The sequence below is a fragment of the Lentzea tibetensis genome, assembly GCF_007845675.1.
GTDB lineage: Bacteria > Actinomycetota > Actinomycetes > Mycobacteriales > Pseudonocardiaceae > Lentzea > Lentzea tibetensis.
In genome coordinates this window covers 69,141-88,206 of record NZ_VOBR01000034.1, presented here as the reverse complement: position 1 = coordinate 88,206, position 19,066 = coordinate 69,141, and the positions used below count along the sequence as shown (strand labels likewise).

At 69.0% G+C, this 19,066-nt stretch carries 16 protein-coding genes; 10 read left to right on the top strand and 6 right to left on the bottom strand.

All coding sequences use genetic code 11. The features are described from left to right. Positions 1–1,452 precede the first annotated feature (1,452 nt). The 5 genes from FKR81_RS36815 (at position 1,453) to FKR81_RS36795 (ending at position 6,311) form a co-directional block, all read left to right on the top strand. Complete coding sequence (locus tag FKR81_RS36815; protein WP_146358843.1) at positions 1,453–2,628, top strand: branched-chain amino acid ABC transporter substrate-binding protein; 1,176 nt, start codon at positions 1,453–1,455, stop codon at positions 2,626–2,628. Positions 2,629–2,742: 114 nt separating this feature from the next. Beyond that, positions 2,743–3,708 (top strand): branched-chain amino acid ABC transporter permease, encoded by a 966-nt coding sequence (locus FKR81_RS36810; RefSeq protein ID WP_146358842.1) that lies wholly within the window; start codon positions 2,743–2,745, stop codon positions 3,706–3,708. After that, positions 3,705–4,844 (top strand): branched-chain amino acid ABC transporter permease, encoded by a 1,140-nt coding sequence (locus FKR81_RS36805; RefSeq protein ID WP_146358841.1) that lies wholly within the window; start codon positions 3,705–3,707, stop codon positions 4,842–4,844. Before FKR81_RS36810 ends, FKR81_RS36805 begins: the two co-directional genes overlap by 4 nt. A gap of 32 nt (positions 4,845–4,876) precedes the next feature. Beyond that, positions 4,877–5,617: an ABC transporter ATP-binding protein gene (locus tag FKR81_RS36800; RefSeq protein ID WP_146358850.1), complete on the top strand. Its 741-nt coding sequence runs from the start codon at positions 4,877–4,879 to the stop codon at positions 5,615–5,617. Then, positions 5,607–6,311 (top strand): ABC transporter ATP-binding protein, encoded by a 705-nt coding sequence (locus FKR81_RS36795; RefSeq protein WP_146358840.1) that lies wholly within the window; start codon positions 5,607–5,609, stop codon positions 6,309–6,311. The genes FKR81_RS36800 and FKR81_RS36795 overlap by 11 nt, the downstream gene beginning before the upstream one ends. Positions 6,312–6,337: 26 nt before the next feature. Here the strand turns inward: FKR81_RS36795 and FKR81_RS36790 are convergent, their stop codons facing one another. Further along, positions 6,338–6,871: a DUF4352 domain-containing protein gene (locus FKR81_RS36790; RefSeq protein ID WP_146358839.1), complete on the bottom strand. Its 534-nt coding sequence runs from the start codon at positions 6,869–6,871 to the stop codon at positions 6,338–6,340. Beyond that, positions 6,868–7,227, bottom strand: coding sequence for a hotdog fold thioesterase (locus FKR81_RS36785; RefSeq protein ID WP_146358849.1), 360 nt, complete (start codon positions 7,225–7,227; stop codon positions 6,868–6,870). Before FKR81_RS36785 ends, FKR81_RS36790 begins: the two co-directional genes overlap by 4 nt. Between FKR81_RS36785 and polA the strand changes: the two genes are divergently transcribed. Continuing rightward, positions 7,220–10,009: a DNA polymerase I gene (gene polA, locus FKR81_RS36780; protein ID WP_146358838.1), complete on the top strand. Its 2,790-nt coding sequence runs from the start codon at positions 7,220–7,222 to the stop codon at positions 10,007–10,009. The genes FKR81_RS36785 and polA overlap by 8 nt on opposite strands. Positions 10,010–10,495: 486 nt before the next feature. Continuing rightward, positions 10,496–10,930, top strand: a complete 435-nt coding sequence (locus FKR81_RS36775; RefSeq protein WP_146358837.1) for a VOC family protein — start codon at positions 10,496–10,498, stop codon at positions 10,928–10,930. Positions 10,931–11,012: 82 nt separating this feature from the next. Here the strand turns inward: FKR81_RS36775 and FKR81_RS36770 are convergent, their stop codons facing one another. The 4 genes from FKR81_RS36770 to FKR81_RS36755 form a co-directional block, all read right to left on the bottom strand. Further along, positions 11,013–12,434: a dynamin family protein gene (locus FKR81_RS36770; protein ID WP_146358836.1), complete on the bottom strand. Its 1,422-nt coding sequence runs from the start codon at positions 12,432–12,434 to the stop codon at positions 11,013–11,015. Beyond that, positions 12,431–14,194: a dynamin family protein gene (locus FKR81_RS36765; RefSeq protein WP_146358835.1), complete on the bottom strand. Its 1,764-nt coding sequence runs from the start codon at positions 14,192–14,194 to the stop codon at positions 12,431–12,433. Before FKR81_RS36765 ends, FKR81_RS36770 begins: the two co-directional genes overlap by 4 nt. A 7-nt stretch (positions 14,195–14,201) precedes the next feature. Then, positions 14,202–14,828: an IniB N-terminal domain-containing protein gene (locus FKR81_RS36760; RefSeq protein ID WP_146358834.1), complete on the bottom strand. Its 627-nt coding sequence runs from the start codon at positions 14,826–14,828 to the stop codon at positions 14,202–14,204. Positions 14,829–14,890: 62 nt separating this feature from the next. Further along, positions 14,891–15,463: a hypothetical protein gene (locus FKR81_RS36755; protein ID WP_146358833.1), complete on the bottom strand. Its 573-nt coding sequence runs from the start codon at positions 15,461–15,463 to the stop codon at positions 14,891–14,893. Positions 15,464–15,838: 375 nt separating this feature from the next. On the opposite strand from FKR81_RS36755, the gene FKR81_RS36750 reads away from it, so the two are divergent. The 3 genes from FKR81_RS36750 to FKR81_RS36740 form a co-directional block, all read left to right on the top strand. Beyond that, the gene (locus FKR81_RS36750; RefSeq protein ID WP_235922112.1) at positions 15,839–17,197 is read left to right on the top strand and encodes an Hsp70 family protein; all 1,359 of its coding nucleotides are present in this window, start codon (positions 15,839–15,841) and stop codon (positions 17,195–17,197) included. A gap of 50 nt (positions 17,198–17,247) precedes the next feature. Next, complete coding sequence (locus tag FKR81_RS36745; RefSeq protein ID WP_146358831.1) at positions 17,248–17,703, top strand: hypothetical protein; 456 nt, start codon at positions 17,248–17,250, stop codon at positions 17,701–17,703. Continuing rightward, positions 17,700–19,066, top strand: a 1,367-nt coding sequence (locus FKR81_RS36740; RefSeq protein ID WP_222598516.1) for a helix-turn-helix transcriptional regulator, incomplete at its 3' end; no start/stop codon positions are given. The genes FKR81_RS36745 and FKR81_RS36740, both read left to right, overlap by 4 nt.

Below are 19,066 nucleotides of genomic sequence, written 5' to 3'. Positions count from 1 at the left end.
GGGGCTCGCTGATCACCAGAGGTCGCCACATCGAAAATGCCCTGTCAAGGCGGAAAAGCTGCCTTGACAGGGCATTTTCGATGTGGCAAGGCTGCGCCTGATCAGCGAGACCCTCCCCGCCCTGGCCCTTCGGATGCTTGGGATCGTTCGGCTGCCGGTTTGTGTTCGGGGGCCGCGCCCGGTTGGCGGTGCGGGGGTCGCTAGTGCGGCGGGCGCTCTTTTCTTTTGGTTCGCGCCGGTTTCGTCGTGCTCCCTTGGTACCTGCCGGTTTCGCTGGGCTCTCTTGGTACCTGCCGGTTGGGCGGTGCTCGCTTGGCTCGCGCCGGTTGGGGCGGTGCTCCCTTGGTATCTGCAGGTTGGGCGGTGGCTCCCGTGGTACCTGGCGGTTTGGGCGGCGCTCTCTTGGTGTCTGCCGGTTTGGCCGGTGCTCCCCGGGTGCCCGCCGGTTGGGGCGGTGCTCGCTCGTAGGGCTTCGTCGGTTGGCAGGTCAGGGGTCGTGAGTGATTAGGAGGCCTATGGCACTCCTAATCACTCACGAGCTTTGACCTGCTGCGATCGATGGCTGTGCCTGTCGCCGGCGGTCTGGGCGGACGTTGCTTCGCTCGCGAGTCCTGGGCTGGCCTGTCCGCGCGGCCGGGAATTGTCGGTGCTGGCTGGAAGCATCGAGTCGGGGGGTTCTCCGCACCGGGGACTCCTGCGTGAGCATGGCTTCGAGCCGTGACCGCCGCGCTTCTGTCGGGTTCGTGGTCGGTTGCCAGGCGTGCTGGCGTTGCTTCACCACAGGGGGTATCCGCCGAGCTGCGGAAGTCGCCGGATGGCGTACCCGAGTCGCGGGGTTGGTGCGCCTGCGCGGGCCGGGGTTGTCGGTGCCGGCTGGGAGCATCGAGTCGGGGGTTCGCCGGTGCGGGGGACGCCCGCGTCAGGGCGGCCCAAGGCGCGCCGCCGGCGCGACCAGACTCGCGCACCCCATCCGGACCCGCCGCGTTCCGCCAGACGGCACACCCACCGGGGGGTCTCGCAGGCCCGCAACCCCCTACTGCCATCCTGAGTAACCAAGCGGATCACTCCATCGATATCCCGCCTGACAGGTCTCGCCGACACGCGCGCCAGACCTTCCCGACCTGTGCCATGAAGGCAGTCGACGAACCCCTTATCGAGAACGTGAGCCGAGTTAACCGTTACCCGTTCGGGTAGTGGTTGGTTCGGCAAGCGAACCATTTTCGCCTAATTGCGGTCACTGTCAGCGTATGCCCTGTGACCTGCGGCGATTTGAGATAGATTTAAGGATCCAGACGTACGCGTATTCGCCGTGACGACCGTCACGATGTGGACACAGAGCGGTAAGGCCACCTGTTCACGGAAGTGATCTGAAGCTACGTTCCTGCCCTAACCCAGCCCCTGCGTGGGGGCGCCGCCGCAACCCCGGCGGTCGTTGGTTCATGGGAGGTACCGGTGTCAGGAGCACGACTCGGGCGAGTTCTCGTGCTGGCGGCGGCTGCGTCGCTGGTTCTGGGAGCTTGTGCCGGTGGCGGTGGTGGGACGTCCACTGGCGGTGACGCGAGCACCGTCAAGATCGGTTTCATGGGCGACCTCACGGGCGAGAACTCCGCGATCGTGATCCCGCCGCGTAACGGCGCGAAGATGGCGATCGCCGAGTACAACGCGAAGAACCCCAAGACGAAGATCGAACTGGTCGAGTACGACAGCCAGGGCAAGCCGGACCAGGCGACCTCGCTGATCGCCAAGGCCGTCGGCACGGACAAGATCGTCGGCCTGATCGGCCCGGCCTTCTCCGGTGAGTCGAAGGCCATCGGCGCGCAGCTCGAGGAGAACAAGATCCCGAGCGTGTCGCCGTCCGCGACCAACCCCGGTCTCGCGAAGAACAGCTGGAAGTACTGGCACCGCGTCGTCGCGAACGATGACGACCAGGGCCCCGGCATCGCCGAGTTCCTCGTGAAGGCGAAGAGCCCGAAGAAGGCGTTCGTCCTCTCCGACGACCAGGAGTACTCGGTCGGCCTCGCCGACGCGGTCGCGAAGTCCTTCCAGGGCAAGAGCGTCACCGTCGAGACCGACAAGTTCGCCAAGGACGCCTCGGACTACTCGTCCACCGTGTCCAAGGTGAAGGCCGCCAACCCCGACGTCATCGTCTTCGGTGGCTACTACGCGCAGGCCGGTCGTCTGCTCAAGCAGCTCCGCGACGGTGGCGTGACCGCGACGTTCGCCTCCGGTGACGGTTCGCTCGACGCGCAGCTGATCTCCGGTGCCGGTGCGGCCGCCGCTGAGGGCGCTGTCCTCGGTTGCCCGTGCCTCATCCCGACGGCCGACGTGACCGGTGCGCTGAAGACGTTCGCCGACAGCTACAAGAAGTCCGCCAACGCCGACCCGGCGATTTACGCGACCGAGGGCTACGACGCCGCGACCGCGTTCATCAAGGCCGTCGAGGGTGGCAACACCACCGGTGAGAAGATCAACGAGTTCCTGAAGTCGATCAACTTCGAGGGTGTCTCGAAGCCGATCAAGTTCAAGGAGAACGGCGAGCCCGAGGCCAACTCGATCTTCGTGTACCAGGTCAAGGGTGGTGTCCTCAAGCTGCTCGGCCCGTCGGCCGAGGCCAAGCTCGAGGGCTGATCTGAGACGGATTTTCACAGCTGATTGCGCTGGGGAGCGGGGGCTACATGCTCCCGCTCCCCGCCAGTGTGGCGAGCTTTTCGGGCTCGCCCCGTCTCGTAAGGCATACCTGACATGCTTCAAGACTTCTTGAACCAGATCCTGCCCAGCACGGTGGGCGGGCTGGTGATCGGCTCGATTTACGCGCTGGTCGCACTGGGCTACACGATGGTCTACGGCGTCCTGCGGCTGATCAACTTCGCGCACTCCGAGATCTTCATGATCGGCACGTTCGCGTCGCTGGTCCTGCTGACCGCCATCGCACCGGCCGCTCCGGCGACGTTCGGGATCGCGATGGTCGGCACCCTGCTCCTCTGCATGGTGGTCTCCGCGGTCGTCTCCGGCGGTGCCGCCATCGTGCTGGAGACCGTCGCTTACCGGCCGCTGCGCAAGCGCGGCGCCACGAAGCTCGCGGCGCTGATCTCCGCAATCGGCGCGTCGATCTTCCTGCAGGAACTGTTCGCGCTCGAGATCATCCCGTGGCTGACCGACAAGCCCGGCCGCAACCAGGCGTCCGCACCCCGGTTCGTGCCGCGTGACGAGCTGTTCCACATCGGGAACGCCGCCGTCCGGCTCGACCACGTCATCGTCGTCGTCGCCGCGGTCGTCGTGATGGTCGCCCTCGACCAGACGGTGAACAAGACCCGCATCGGCCGCGGCATCCGCGCCACGGCGCAGGACCCCGAGGCCGCCGTCCTCATGGGCGTCAGCATCGACAACATCGTGCGCATCACGTTCCTCCTCGGTGGCGCGATGGCCGGTGTGGCCGGCGCGCTCTACCTCATGGAGATCGAGAACACGGTCTTCAACGTCGGCTTCGTCCTCGGCATCAAGGCGTTCACCGCGGCGGTCCTCGGCGGCATCGGCAACCTGCGCGGTGCTCTGATGGGTGGCATCGTGCTGGGCCTCATCGAGAACTGGGGCGCCATCTTCCTCGGCTCGCAGTGGAAGGACGTCATCGCGTTCGTCGTCCTGGTGGTCGTGCTGATGTTCCGCCCGACCGGCATTCTCGGCGAATCGCTGCAGAGGGCACGCGCATGAAAGGCGACGAAGTGACGAGGGAAGAAACCACTCCGAGGCGCAATCCCTTCAGCGCCATCGGGCACGGGTTCGACTTGACCCGTGACTGGTGGGAGCACGCGAAGGTCTGGCAGCGGTACCTGGTGTACATCGCCGCCATCGTCTTCGCGCTGATTCTGCCCGCGCCCGCGATCGGCTCCTTCATGTCGCCCGGCGCGGACTGGACGACCGTGCTGGTCTACCCGGTCGGCACCTACATCCTGCTCGCCATCGGCCTCAACGTCGTCGTCGGCCAGGCCGGTCTGCTCGACCTCGGCTTCGTCGCGTTCTTCGCGATCGGTGGCTACAACGTCGCGTTCTTCGGCACGCACTACGGCTGGAACTACTGGGTCACGGTGGTGCTCGGCATCGCCATGGCCGCTGTGTCAGGCGTCATCCTCGGCGCCCCGACACTGCGACTGCGCGGTGACTACCTCGCGATCGTGACGCTCGGGTTCGGTGAGATCGTCCGCATCACGGCGAACAACAGCGACGTGATCGGTGGCGCGCGCGGTATCACCAACGTGCCGCACCCGCCGCCCATCTTCGGCGAGAAGTTCCTGCTCGACCCCGCGCCGTACTACTACCTGATGATCGCCGCGATCGCGGTGGTCATCATCTTCTCGGTGCGGCTGCAGAAGAGCCGGGTCGGCCGCGCGTGGGCCGCGATCCGCGAGGACGAGGACGCGGCCGAGCTGATGGGCGTGCCGACGTTCAAGTTCAAGCTGCTCGCGTTCGCGATCGGCGCGATGATCGGTGGTCTCGCCGGCGGTACCTACGCCGGTAAGGCCGTGTTCATCGAGCCCAACACGTTCCCGTTCATCCTCTCGGCGACGATCCTCGCCGCGGTGGTGCTCGGCGGCTCGGGCAACCTGCCCGGTGTCATCATCGGCGCGTTCCTCATCGGCTGGCTGCCGGAGCGGTTCCGCGACTTCGCCGAGTACCGCATCCTGGTGTTCGGTGGTGTGCTGGTGCTGATGATGGCGCTGCGTCCGGAGGGCCTGCTGCCGTCACGGCGGCGCAAGGCCGAACTACGTGAAGGAACAGGCGGAATGGGCGCGATGGGCGCCGAGGTCGCCGGACCTGGCACCGAGGCTTCCACGGAGGTGGCCAAGTGAGCACTCCCGTTCTTCAGCTCGACAACGTGACGATGCGCTTCGGTGGTGTCGTGGCGTTGAAGGAAGCCAAGATCTCCATCAACGAAGGCGAGATCTTCGCCCTCATCGGCCCGAACGGCGCGGGCAAGACCACGGTGTTCAACGTGGTCACCGGCGTCTACCAGCCGACAGAGGGGCAGGTGCTCTTCAACGGCGACAAGATCAACGGCGAGAAGCGCTTCAAGATCACCAAGAAGGGCATCGCCCGCACGTTCCAGAACATCCGGCTGTTCCACAACATGAACGCGCTGGAGAACGTGATGGTGGGCGCCGACGCGCACCACAAGACCGGTGCGATCGGTGCGACGCTGAACCTGCCGTGGCACCGCAAGGAGGAGAAGCGCGGTCGTGAGCTCGCGCGCGAGCTGCTCGACTTCGTCGGCATCTCCGCGCGGATGACCGAGACCGCGAAGAACCTCCCGTACGGCGACCAGCGCAGGCTGGAGATCGCACGGGCGCTCGCGACGGACCCGAAGCTGCTGCTTCTCGACGAGCCGGCCGCGGGCATGAACCCGGCCGAGAAGGTGGCGCTGCAGCAGCTGATCCGCAAGATCCGTGACAGCGGCCGGACCGTGCTGCTGATCGAGCACGACATGAGCCTGGTCATGGGTGTCAGCGACCGCGTCGCGGTGCTCGACTTCGGCCAGCTCATCGCAGAAGGGCTCCCGGCAGAGGTGCAGAACAACCCGAAGGTCATCGAGGCGTACCTGGGGGTGTCCGAAGATGCTTCTTGAGGTCAAGGACATCAACGTCCACTACGGCAAGATCGCCGCGCTGAAGGGCATCAGCCTGGAGGTGAACGAGGGTGAGATCGTCTCGCTCATCGGTGCCAACGGTGCCGGTAAGACGACGACGCTCAAGACGATCTCGGGTCTGCGCCCGCTGACCAGCGGCAAGATCCTCTTCAACGGCGAGGACATCTCCAAGATGCCCGGCCACAAGAGGGTCATCCTCGGCATCGGCCAGGCGCCGGAGGGCCGGGGCGTGTTCCCCGGCATGACGGTGCAGGAGAACCTCCTGATGGGTGCGTACACCCGCAAGGACGACCTCTCCAAGGACCTGGCCGAGGTCTACGAGCTGTTCCCGCGCCTCGCGGAGCGGAAGAGCCAGTTCGGCGGCACGATGTCCGGTGGCGAGCAGCAGATGATCGCCATCGGCCGCGCGCTGATGACCAAGCCGAAGGTCGTCCTGCTGGACGAGCCGTCGATGGGCCTCGCGCCCATGCTGATCGCGCAGATCTTCACCATCATCAAGGAGATCAACTCGCGCGGTACGACGGTGCTGCTCGTCGAGCAGAACGCCCAGCAGGCGCTGAAGCTGTCCGACCGCGCGTACGTGCTGGAGACGGGCCGGGTCGTCAAGTCCGCGCCCGGCCGTGAGCTGCTCGACGACCCCTCGGTGCGCGAGGCGTACCTCGGCGGTCACTGAGCGATTCGCTCGACCGGACCTGTCCCTCACTCGCTGAGGGGCAGGTCCGTTCCTTTCTCGTCCTTCATGTCGGTGAGCGTCGGGCCGCCGAACACCTTGAGCTTCAGCGGTTTCGCCTCTTTCGGGATGTCGTAGTAGAGGTCGAACTCCAGCCGCACACCCGCGCCCAGATCGGTCTGCGCGGGCTGCCGCTTGACCGTCATCGCCGGGTCGTCCGGCGCGTACTCCTCGCCGTCCGCGTCGACGAGCAGCTGCCTGCGCGCGTCGAACAGCGCCGAGCTGCGGCCCGCGTTCGCGACGACCAGCCGGACGCGCACGAACTGGCCGCGCGCCGCGAACTCGGCGTGGCTGCCGATCAGCGTCGGGATGCCCGCGCTCAGCCCGACCGCGGTGAACGTCGTGTCGCCGTCGTTCGTGGTCGGCAGGTGCAGCACCTGCTCGTCCGGGCGCGCGGTCTCCGGCGGCACCGGGTAGGTGTTCGGTGTCGTCTGCGCAGGTGGCGGCGCTTGTGCGGTGCAGGCGCTGAGCAGCACTACCGCTGCGATGAGCGCCCTTCTCACGCGCCGGGTGCCTTGTCGCGGAGGATGCAGGTCAGCCGTGCGGTGCACGTGCGCTTGCCCTCCTCGTCGGTGATGACGATCTCCAGCGTGGCGGTGCTGCGGCCCAGGTGGATGGGCGTGCAGACGGCCGTGACGATGCCTTCGCGCGCGGCGCGGTGGTGCGAGCAGGACAGTTCCAGGCCGACGGCGATCTTCCCGATGGCGTGCGCGTGCGTCGCGGCGGCGATCGAGCCGAGCTGCTCGGCGAGCACGGCGTTCGCGCCGCCGTGCAGCAGCCCGTACGGCTGGCGGTTGCCCTTGACCGGCATCGTGCCGATCATCTCCTGGACATCCCATTGGGTGATTTCGATGCCCATCCGGGACGCGAGCTGTTCGTCGGCGAACTCCACGGGCAGGTCGGCGGTCACACGTGCTCCAAGGGGTCGGTCAAAACTGTCAGACCTCCACCCTAGACTCGGCCCCGTGACTCCCACTGACGCGAAGCGACTGCTGCTCATCGATGGTCACTCAATGGCCTACCGGGCGTTCTACGCCCTGCCCAAGGAGAACTTCCAGACGGGCACCGGCCAGACCACGAACGCGGTGTACGGCTTCACGTCCATGCTCATCAACCTCCTGCGCGACTCGGCGCCCACGCACGTGGCCGTGGCGTTCGACGTGTCGCGCAAGACGTTCCGCACCGAGCAGTACGCGGAGTACAAGGCCGGTCGCAGCGCGACGCCGGACGAGTTCCGCGGCCAGGTCTCGCTGATCCAGGACGTGCTCGCGGCGCTGCAGATCTGCACGCTCGAGAAGGAGAACTACGAGGCGGACGACATCATCGCCACCCTGACGACGCAGGCCGTCGCGCAGGGGTTCTCAGTAGAGATCTGTACCGGCGACCGCGACGCGTTCCAGCTGGTCAACGACCAGGTCACCGTGCTGTACCCGGTGAAGGGCGTGTCCGAGATGGGCCGGTTCACGCCGGCGTACGTCGAGGAGAAGCACGGCGTGCGGCCCGAGCAGTACGCGGACTACGCGGCGGTGCGCGGCGACTCGTCGGACAACCTGCCGAACACGCCGGGCGTGGGCCCGAAGACGATCATCAAGCTGCTGAACCAGTTCGGCGGGCTCAACGAGCTGGTCGACCGGGTCGACGAGGTGCCGGGCAAGGTCGGCGACGCGCTGCGCGCCAACCTCTCGAACATCATCCTCAACCGCCAGCTCACCGAGCTGGTGCGCGATGTGGCGCTGCAGTACACGGTCGAGGAGCTCGAAGCGAAGCCGTGGGACCGCGACGCGGTGCACCGGCTGTTCGACGAGCTCGAGTTCCGCGTGCTGCGCGACCGTCTCTTCGCGACGCTGTCGACGGCGGAACCCGAGGCGGAGGAAGGCTTCGAGGTCTCCGGCGGCGCGATCCCGGCGGGTTCGGTGGCGTCGTGGCTGGACGCGCACGCCCGCGGCTCGCGCATCGGGCTGGCGTTCCGGATCACCGGCTTCGAGCTGGAGGGCCTGGCGTTCGCGTCGGCCACCGGTGAGGGCGGGTACGTCGACGTCACCTCTCTGGGTGAGGCCGATGAGCGCGCGCTGGCCGCGTGGCTGGCGGACGAGTCGGTCGTCAAGGCCGGGCACGACCTGAAGGTGCCGCTGCGCCGGGTGCGCGCGCAGGGCTGGAAGCTGCGCGGCCTGACGTGCGACACGGCGCTGGCGGCCTACCTGGTGCGTCCGGGCCAGCGTTCGTTCGCGCTGGACGACCTGGCGTTGCGCTACCTGAAGCGCGAGCTGCGCGCCGAGGAGTCCGGCGACGGCCAGCTGTCGCTCCTGGTCGACGAGGCCGAGGAGCAGCAGAAGATCGCGACGAGCACGATCGTGCGCGCGCGTGCCGTGGCCGAGCTGGCCGACGCGCTGGACACCGAGCTGTCGTCGATCGGCGGCGCGGACCTGTTGTCCTCGCTGGAACTGCCGCTGATGAACGTCCTCGACGAGGTCGAGGCGACCGGCATCGCGATCGACGTCGAGCACCTGTCCGAACTGGAGGCGCACTTCGCCGCGGGCGTGAAGCAGGCGGCGCAGGACGCGTACTCGGTGATCGGCAAGGAGATCAACCTCGGCTCGCCGAAGCAGCTCCAGACGGTGCTGTTCGACGAGCTGAACATGCCGAAGACCAAGAAGACCAAGACCGGCTACACGACGGACGCGGACGCGCTGCAGAACCTGTTCGAGCAGACGCAGCACCCGTTCCTGCAGCACCTGCTGGCACACCGCGACGTCACGCGCCTGAAGTCCACTGTGGACGGCCTGCTGAAGGCGGTCGCCGACGACGGCCGCATCCACACGACGTTCCACCAGACGATCGCCGCGACCGGCCGACTGTCCTCAACGGACCCGAACCTGCAGAACATCCCGATCCGCACGGACGAGGGCCGCCGCATCCGCGAGGCGTTCGTCGTCGGCCCCGGCTACTCCGAGCTGATGACGGCCGACTACAGCCAGATCGAGATGCGCATCATGGCGCACCTCTCGAAGGACGCGGGCCTCATCGCGGCCTTCAACTCCGGCGAGGACCTGCACACCTACGTCGCGTCGCAGGCGTTCTCGGTCCCCACGACCGAGGTCACCTCCGAGATGCGCCGCCGCGTCAAGGCCATGTCCTACGGTCTCGCGTACGGCCTGTCCGTGTTCGGCCTCGCCCAGCAGTTGCGCATCCCCTCCGAGGAGGCGCGCGAGCAGATGGACGCCTACTTCGCCCGCTTCGGCGGCATCCGCGACTACCTGCACGCCGTGGTCGACCAGGCCCGCAAGGACGGCTACACCGAGACCGTCCTCGGCCGCCGCCGCTACCTGCCCGACTTGACGTCGGACAACCGCCAGCGGCGCGAGATGGCGGAGCGCATGGCCCTCAACGCGCCCATCCAGGGCTCGGCCGCCGACATCATCAAGGTCGCGATGCTCAACGTGTACCGCGGGCTCGAGGAGTCCGGGCTGCGGTCGCGGATGTTGCTGCAGGTGCATGACGAGTTGGTTTTGGAGATCGCTGACGGGGAGCGTGAGGCGGTCGAGGCGTTGGTGCGGGAGCACATGGGGAACGCTTATCAGTTGGACGTTCCTCTTGAGGTGTCCGTTGGTACTGGTCGGTCTTGGGACGCTGCGGCGCACTAGGTTTTCGGGTCCGGGGGCCGGTCCGGGGGAAGTGTTGGGAGGGCCGGTCCGGGGGGAAGTGTGTGGAGAAGGGCAGTCGGCCGCCGGTTGTGCAGTGGGGCCGCGCCCGTTCGGCAATGCGGTGGTTGCTGGTGCGGCGGGCGCTCCTTGTCGCATGTGCCGGTTTGGTGGTGGCTTGCTTTGGGCACGTCTGGCTGCCGGTTTGTGGTGGGGCCGCGCCCGTTTGGCAGTGCGTGGGTCGCTAATGCGGCGGGCGCTCTTTGACGCTCCTGCCGGTTTGGTGGTGGCTTGCTTTGGGCACGCTTGGCTGCCGGTTGTGCTGTGGGCCGCGCCCGTTGGGCAGTGCGTGGGTTGCTGGTGCGGCGGGCGCTCCTGCTCTTGGTTCGCGCCGGTGTGGGCGGTGCTCGCTCGGCACCTGCCGGTTGGCCTCGGCTCGCTTGACGCTCCTGCCGCGTCACCACCAGCTCGCGGCACTATTGTGGACTGATGGGGTCGATCAAGCAGGTCCAAGTCACCTTCGACTGCGCGGAACCTGAGCGCGTCGCTCGTTTCTGGTGCGAGGTGTTGGGGTACGTCGTACCGCCGCCACCGGAGGGGTTCGCCAGCTGGGGCGAATTCGATCGCTCGCTGCCGCCTGAGCGTCAGGGTGCGGCGTTCGCCTGCGTGGATCCCTCGGGTGTGGGCCCGCGACTGTTCTTCCAGCGCGTTCCCGAAGGCAAGGTCGTCAAGAACCGGGTGCATCTCGACGTGCGGGTCGGCACCGGGCTCGTGGGTGCGGAGCGCCTCGCCGCGCTCGAGGCCGAGTCCGCACGACTGGTCGCGCTCGGCGCGGTGCAGGAGCGAGTGCTGCTCGCCGATGAATTCAACGAGTCGTGCATCGGGATGCAGGACGTCGAGGGCAACGAGTTCTGCATCGACTGAGGCGAGCCTGGGGGTTGCCCGCCCCGCCCGAAGGCGGGGCGGTTTCCCCCTCACCCCTCACGAAGGGGGCTCAGCCCCAGCATCAGCGGGTCAACAGGCCCTCACACGTCCGCACCAGCACCCGGCAGGCGTCGGCCGAGCGTCGGCCGAACATGGGGTTCTCGGCGTGCGCCTGCCAGCGGCGCAGTGCGGCGAAAGCGGTCTGGCGGAGTTCACCGGACGACGCGTCCGGGGCCAGGCCCAGGCGAACCGACGGTGCGATCCCTGAGTCGCCCAGCAGGCGTTCCGCCTCCAGTGCCATCGGCCGGGGTAGAGCCACCACGCCGGACCGCAAGGCCGACAGGAGTCGCAGCTCGGCGAACTCGTGGGTGCCTGCGAAGATCCGCTCCACCTCACCGGCCAGCCGGCCGCCACCGCCGGGGCCGGTGCGCAGCACGCGGTCCAACGCGAGCAGAGCGGAGCGGGCCTTCAACAGCTCGCGCCGTTCGCCGAACTGGGTCTGCAGCACGCGCTGCAGCTCGCGCAGGCCGCTGCGGGACACCAGTTCCTCGGCGAGAGCGGCCTGGCTCCGCACACCTTGGCGGATGAGCGTCGCGGAAAGGCGGATGCCGAACACGCCGAAGCGGCGCAGCAGCGCGGCCCGCTCCTCCGAGCCGGACGCGAAGCGGTCGGCCGACAGCAGGGACGACTCCAGGTCTTCGCGCGGGCCGTCGGCCAGTGACGCCAGGAACGTGTACTCGGACTGGGTCAGGGTGCGGCCGGTGTGGGCCAGGAGTCCGGCCACGGCCACCACGTTCTGGCACAGGCCGTGCAGAGCGGGCTCGGTGCGGTAGCGGGCGGCGATCGCGCGGGCCGAGATCATGGCGTCCACGCGGCCGCCCGCGATCTCGTCGGCTCGGGAGATGACCGCGACCGTGTTGATGGCGGCGGCGCGGGCCACGCCCTGGTCGCGGAACGACTCCAGGAACGACGCGTCCGACGAGTGCAGGTGCTTCATCAGGTAGATGACGGCGTCGGCCTCGGTCGGGGTCTCGTCGTCGGGGGTCAGGAAGCGGACTGCGCGTTGGGAGTTCTCGAAGCCCAGTGAGGCGATGCCGGGGGTGTCGATGAGGGTGGTGTGCCGCAGGCTTTGCGACGGCCAGTCGACGACCAGGCGGTCGACCTGGGCATCGCCCAGGGAGATCTCCAGGGCACCAGCTCGGCGCACCACCGGGAGGGACACGGGGTCACCGAGCAGGGGGTGCATGACGATGCGGGGGCTGGGGCCGTCCTTGTACCAGGTGACGACGCGCGTGCACTCGCCCGCGTCGGTGGGGGCCAGTGAGTCGCCGACTAGGGCGTTGAGCAGGGTGGACTTGCCCGCCTTCACGCGGCCGGCGATGGCGACGCGCAGAGGCGAGTCCAGGCGGTCCAGCTGGCCGCGCAGGAAGTGGGCGGTGCGCGGCTGGTCGCGGTAGGCGTCGATGGCCGTCGACAGCACGCGGCGGACCTCGTCGGTGATCACGGCGTCACCTCCTGCCTGACCTTCTCCAGGGCGGCCAGCTCGGCGGCCAGCTCCTCCAGGCGGGTGGAACGGTCCGCGGACGAGGCCTTCACGGACTTCTGCGCGGCCTGGATGGACTCCTGCAGCGAACGCTTCAGCTGCTCGGCCAGGGTGGTGAAGTGGTCGCGCAGGTCGCGTTGCATCGCGCGCAGGATGTCGCGGGAGTCCTTGCCCGCGTGGAACGTCACGTCGTCGATGTACTTGCGCAGAGCCGTTTTCGCGTCGTTCTGGCGCCTCTGCACGATGCGCTTCCGTTCGTCGCCGATGGTCTTGCCGCCCAGCAGCAGTCCCGCGCCGATGGAGATGGGGTTGATCAGGGACAGGCCGATCACGGTGCCCAGCAGGCCGAACATCAGCAGGCCCGAGTAGCCGCCCTTCAGTCCGGTCAGCAGGCGGCCGCCGATGCCCCACTTCTCGTCGGCGCGCAGGGACATCTCGCGGACCGAGCGGAGCGGGTCGGACGACGCGGTCTGCAGCGACGGCAGCATCTGCTCGCGTTCCGAGTCGAAGTGCTCGGCCACGCGGCGGGCCAGCCAGCGGGCGCGCTGGGTCGCCCACACGGAGTTCGCGGACACGGCTGAGGCGGCGGCGTCCTGGACCCACTTCGAGAACTGGTCCCAGATCTTCGTCGGGTCACCGGCCGCCAGTGCCTCCTCGGCCTCGCGGACGATCTCGCGCATGCGGTCGCGCAGGTCGTAGTCGACGTCGGCGTTCAGGTCCGCCACGCCGTCGGACAGGGTCTGCTGCCAGCGCGCGGAACGCTCCTTGAGGCCCGCCGCGCGTTGTTCGGCCAGGGTCAGGCGGTCGATCAGGGCCGCCGCGGACGCGGGGTCGGACTGCGCGGCCTGTTCGGCGCGCAGGCTCTCGGTGATCTGGTCGATGACCGCGTGCACGTCGTGCGCGGTCGAGCGGCGCGCCAGCGAGTCCGCCTCGCCGAGGACCTTCTTGCGGATGTACGTGACGAGCGGCGGGTAGCCGGACTCCTTGTTGACCTCCTGGTCGCCGGTCTGCAGCGCGTGCCAGCGCAGCGTGGAGGACACCATGAAGAAGGAGGCCTTGATGCCGACCGACTCGAGGTGCGTCTGGTTGCGCTGGGCGATGGTGCGCCATTCGGGGTAGAGGTCCGTCTTCGTCACCACGCACGCCACGTTCGGGCACACCGAGACGGCGTTGCGCAGGAACTCGAGCTCGGGCGCGGTGTACTCCTGGGACGCGTCGGACACCAGCAGCACCGCGTCGGCGGACGGCAGCGCGGACATGGTCGCCGCGCCGTGCGCCGAGCCGAGCCCGCCGACACCGGGGGTGTCGACGAGCTCGAGCCCCTCGGCGAGGATCGGCCGCGGGATGCCGACCTCGATGTGGTCCAGCCGTTCCCGGTTGCCCGGGTTACCGGCTTCGGACGCGTACGCGGGCAGTTGGTCGACCGGGACCTCGATGCGCGCCTCCTCGCGCACCAGGGTCACCGTCGGCTGCTCCGCGTACCGGACCACCGTGGGCACCGACGTCGCGATGTCGTCGAACACCGGACAGACGGGTGCTCCGAGCAGGCCGTTCACCAGCATGCTCTTGCCCTGCTTGAACTCCCCGACGACCAGCAGCCGGACGTGGTCGTCCGCGAGTCGCGCCCTCGCCTGGCGCAACCTGGCTTCCAGGTCAGGCCGGTCGTAGCGCGCGATGGCGGCGAGCGCGCGGTCGACGGCCTCGATCGGTGTGGTCGTCATCGTCAGTTCACGCAATCACTGGGTCGGGTTCGGGTTCCGGGTCGAGCGCGGGCTCCGGTTCGGCGACCGGTTCCGGTGCGACGTCCACCGGGTCGTCGAGCACGATCTCCGGCTCGTCGACCGGATCGGGCACGGGATCGGTGATGATCCCGACCTCTTCGACGGGCTCCGGCTCCGGTTCGGTTTCGGGCGCGTCCTCCGTGACCGGTTCAGACCCCTCGTTGAAGGAGTCCTTCACCTGCACGACGTTCGTGTCGTTGTCCTGGATCGCCACCGAGTTGACCTCGGTGTCGTCGTCGGAGTTGAACGAGTCGTCGATGATGGTGACGTCGCGGTCGTCGATGTTGATGTTCTGCTCGATGTTCTGCACCGGCTTCTCGACGACGTACTCACGCGTGGTGTGGTGGATCTCCCGCACGGGGTCGTTGTCGTGGGACGACGATCTGTTGTCCCCGCCGCGGGCTCTTACCCCGCCGTTGTCGGCCATGATCAGCCGCGCGTCCCGGACATCCTGTCCCGAGACACCGCCGAGGCCGGCCTTGTCGAGCTCGCCTTGCGGGTTCTCGTCGAACGCCTTCTTGGCGTCGTCGTCTCCCAGCAGGTTCATCAGGAAGTCGATCAGTGTGGACAGCATGTCGGTCCTCCAGTGCAGGTCGTGAGTGGCCGGAGCAGCCCCGGCCACTCACGACTGCGGGGTCAGAAAGCGGGCAGGTCCAGTTCCTCGACGATGCCGTCGATCTCGGCGTCGAGGTCGATGTCGAAGTCCTGCTCCTGGTCGGACACGGCCGCCTGGTCGCTGTCCTGGTCCGAGATCTGGTCGACGTCCTGGTCCAGCTCCTGGTCGGCGTCCACGTCGACGTCGGACGACGCGTTGCCGCCGTTCCCGCCTCCCGCGTCCGCGTCGCCACCGTTACCGGTCACGCCACCGTTGCCGCCGACACCGAGGCCGGACCCACCGGCGGTGCTACCGAAGTTGACGTTGACCAGACCCTCCTGGTCGATGTCGCCACCCGCGCCACCGACGCCGAGGCCGCTGCCACCGTTGGCGCTGCCGCTGTCGCCACCGACGGCGGTGCCGCCGTTGCCCCCGTTGCCGCCCTCGGTCTGCGTGACCGTGTTCGTCTCCTGGGCCTGGTCGGCAGCCTGCTCGGCGCTCTGCGGGTTGACCTGGGCGGACTGCACCTGCTGCTCGGCCGCCTGGTTCGAGTCGAGGTCGAGGTCGGCGGTGAGGTCGGCGAGAAAGGCGTTGAGGTCGATGGGGTTGCTCATGACTTGCTCCTTCGTGTTGCCGCCGGCGGCGGTTCCGACCGGCTGACAACTACGAAGTTAGGTTCCGAGCAAGCCTCTGCCATCTGGGCCGAACCCGGTTCGTCTCCGCTGCGAACACAGGGATCGAGGGGTGCGGGAGGGCCTCACTAGGGGATCGCCCCCTTATTTGTCAACGCCGGTGAACCGCGCCATATGAGACGTACGTGTACATACGTCCGCTGCGTTTGCCATAAGGGGAGTCCGATGTCGTACCAGGTTGGGCTCGATCTCGGATCGACATTCACCACGGTGTCGACGTGTCAACCAGATCGAGCCGCGAGGCTTGAAGTTCTTGCGCCGTCAGTGGTTTTCCAAGCCGCTGACGGGGCGTTCCTCGTGGGGGAGGACGCGGAACGTCGTGCGCTGACCGATCCAGGCCGGGTCGCGCGCCAGTTCAAGGGCCGCATCGGCGACCCCACTCCGCTGCGAATCGGTGACGCCGCGTTGACGGCTGAGGCGATCGCGGCCCGATTCTCCGTGCGGTTGCTCAACTCCGTCGCCGAACGGTCGGGGGGACCGGCCACGCGCGTCGCGATGACGCACCCGGCGAGCTGGGGTCACTACCGGCTGGAGTCGTTGCGCACCGCGCTGTCCGCGTACGGCCTCGCTGACGCGCTGTTCGTGCCCGAACCGCAGGCGGCCGTCCGCGCACACGACGCGCTCACGCGCATGGATGAAGGTGCGGCGGTCGCCGTCTACGACCTGGGCGGCAAGACGTTCGACGCCGCGGTCGTGCGCAAACTCGCCGCCGACCGGTTCGTGCTGGCCGGGCCTCCCGAGGAGCTGGAGGTCGGCGGACTCGACTTCGACGAGGTCGTGTTCCAGCACGTCGTCGAGGCGCTGCGCCCCGGATGGGACGCGCTCGACCCGACCGACCCTGCCGTGCTGACGGCGGTCGCGGAGTTGCGCCGCTGCTGCACCGCGGCCAAGGAGATGCTGTCGGCCGACACCGAGGTGCTGATTCCCGTTGTCCTGCCGGGGATCGCGACGCAGGACGTCCGGCTGGGCCGCGCCGAGTTCGAGGCCATGATCAGGCCGGCGGTCGAGGAGACCGTCGCCGCGCTGGACCGTGCACTGCGGTCCGCGGGCACGCCGCCGCACGAGCTCGCCGCCGTGCTGCTGGTCGGTGGCTCGTCGCGGATTCCATTGGTGACGCAAGAGGTTTCGGCGCAGCTCGGCCGGGCCGTGTCGCCCGCGCCGAACGGCATGGTCGCGATCGGTGCCGCACTGGAGGCGCGCGGTCTCGAACCGGAGCCGGACGCCGTCGCCACCGCGATGTGGACGCGTCCACCGCTGCCCGAGGCGCCGAAGTCGTTGCGCCCCAAGCGGTCGTGGCGTGCGCTGACGCCGCTCGTCACCGCGGGCGTGCTCGCGCTGGCCGTCGCGGGCGGGTTGCTCGCGAACAACGTGCTGACCAAGAAGGCGGGTGCGGACGCCAAGCCGACGGCGCCCACCAGCACCTCGGTGATCACGGAGACGACCACCGAGCCGACTCCGACCACCGAGTACGTCCCGGACCAGCCGACGGCACCGGCCTCGCCACCGCGGATGAACACGCCGCCGCCCAAGCCGAAGACGACTCAGCCGACCACGTGGCCGACGACGACGGCCCCGACGACGACCAAGACCACCCAGCCGCCGCCCTCGACGACGAAGCCCACGACGAGCGGCACGACGAAGGCCGGTGCCCCGTGACACGACCCGCCTTACCTCCGAGACCCAGGCTTGACCGGTGGCAGCCCGCCGTGCGCCCGGCCAAGCCACGCACCGTCAAGATCGCTTTGCTGCTGTGGATCGTCGCTGTCGTGTTGCAGCTGGCGAGTTCGATGTTGACCCTGCTCGACCTCGACCAGCTGCGCACCGACCTGCTGGCCGAGGTGTCGCAGGGGTTCCCGGCCGAGTCACCGGTCATGAAGGACAGGGTGGTGGTCGCCGTGCTGGCGCTGCTGCTCGGTTCCGGTGTGCTGCTCGCGTTGCTGCAGCTGGGTTTCGCGAGCGCGATGAACAAGGGCAAGCGCTGGGCTCGCCTCGCGCTGGTGCCGCTCGCCGCGTTCGGCGTGGTGCACGCCGCGATCGTGTTCGGCGCGCTGTCCTCGCCGTTGCTGGCCGGCCTGCTGGCCGCGGCCGGTGTCGCGGTGAGCGCGGTCGTCACGTCCTTCCTGCCCGCCTCGCGGGTCTGGTTCGAGGGAGGCAGGGCATGAACGTGCTCGCCGTCGAACAAGCGTGGCGCGCCGGTGACACGGCCGCCGCGGCCGAGGCTGCCGACCGGATCCTGGCCACCGGCACGGACACCGACCACGTCGCGGCCGGCGTCGCGGCCGCCGCGGCTGCCGCTGACGGTTCGCTGCTCGACGCGGCGGCCAGGTGGCGGGTCATCTCCACGGCGCTGACCGGCGCACCCGCGGTCGCCGCCGCCGGACGGGCCGCGCTCGCCGCGTGCCTGGTCGGCGACGTCGACGCGGCCGACAAGGACCTCGCCGCCGCGCGGGACATGCTGTCCGGCGCGGCACCGCGCGGGCTGACCGTGTTCCTCGACGGCGTGGACGCCGCGATCGAGTCGGTGCGGGGCGGCTTCGGCCGCGCGGCACGCAGGCTCGCGGGTCTCGCGGTCGCCACGGTGCCCGCCGACGGCATGGCCGCCGAGCAGTGGGACGACCTCGCCGTCACCGTGCTCATCGCCGGTGGCGACGACCGGACCGCCCAGGAAGTGCTCGCGGCGTACGAGGACCGGCCGCCGACGCCCCGGCGCAGGCTGCTCACGGCGTGGCTGCACCTGCGCGCCGGACGGCTCGCCGAGGCGCGCGCCGAGATCGCGGCGGCCGGTGGCACACCGGTGCTGCGCCGCGACGCGGTGCTGGCCGCGGCGGTGACGATCGGCCTCGCGCGACGGGCCGGCGACGCGGACGCGTTGCGGGCCACGTGGCGCCGGGTCGCCCCGGTCGTGGCCGGTGCGGACGTCGAGGTGCTGCTGCTCGACGCGTGGGGCGAGCTCTCGGCCGGTGCCGCGAGCGTGTCCCGGTTCGACGGCGACACCGTCGTCGAGGCCATGACGTGCGCGATCGCCAACGCGGGCGTGCCGAGGTGGGCGGTGGAGTCCAACCACTGGTGGAAGCTGCACCGCGCTGTCGCGGCGAACGACCCCGATGCCGCCGCCCAGGCCGCGGCGTCGCTCGACGGCACGCCGCGGGGTGCGGCCGCGCGGGCGTGGGCGTCGGTGCTCGCCGGTGACGTGGACGCGAGCCACGTGACGAAGGTGGCGTCGTCGCTGGACGACGCGTGGGAGGCCATGGCGCTGTGCGGTGCGGCCGCGGCGCGGCTCACCGACTCCACCGCCGCGAAGGAGCTGCTGAGCACCGGCCGCGCGTTGCGTGCCAAGGTCGCCACCGACGACGCGGGGTCGACGGACGGCCTGTCCAAGCGCGAACGCGCGGTCGGGGAGTTGCTGATGGACGGCTTGACGCACAAGGAGATCGGGTCGCGGTTGTACATCTCGCCGAAGACGGTGGAGCAGCACGTGGCGCGGATTCGGCAGAAGCTCGCGGTGTCGAGTCGGGCGGAGCTCAT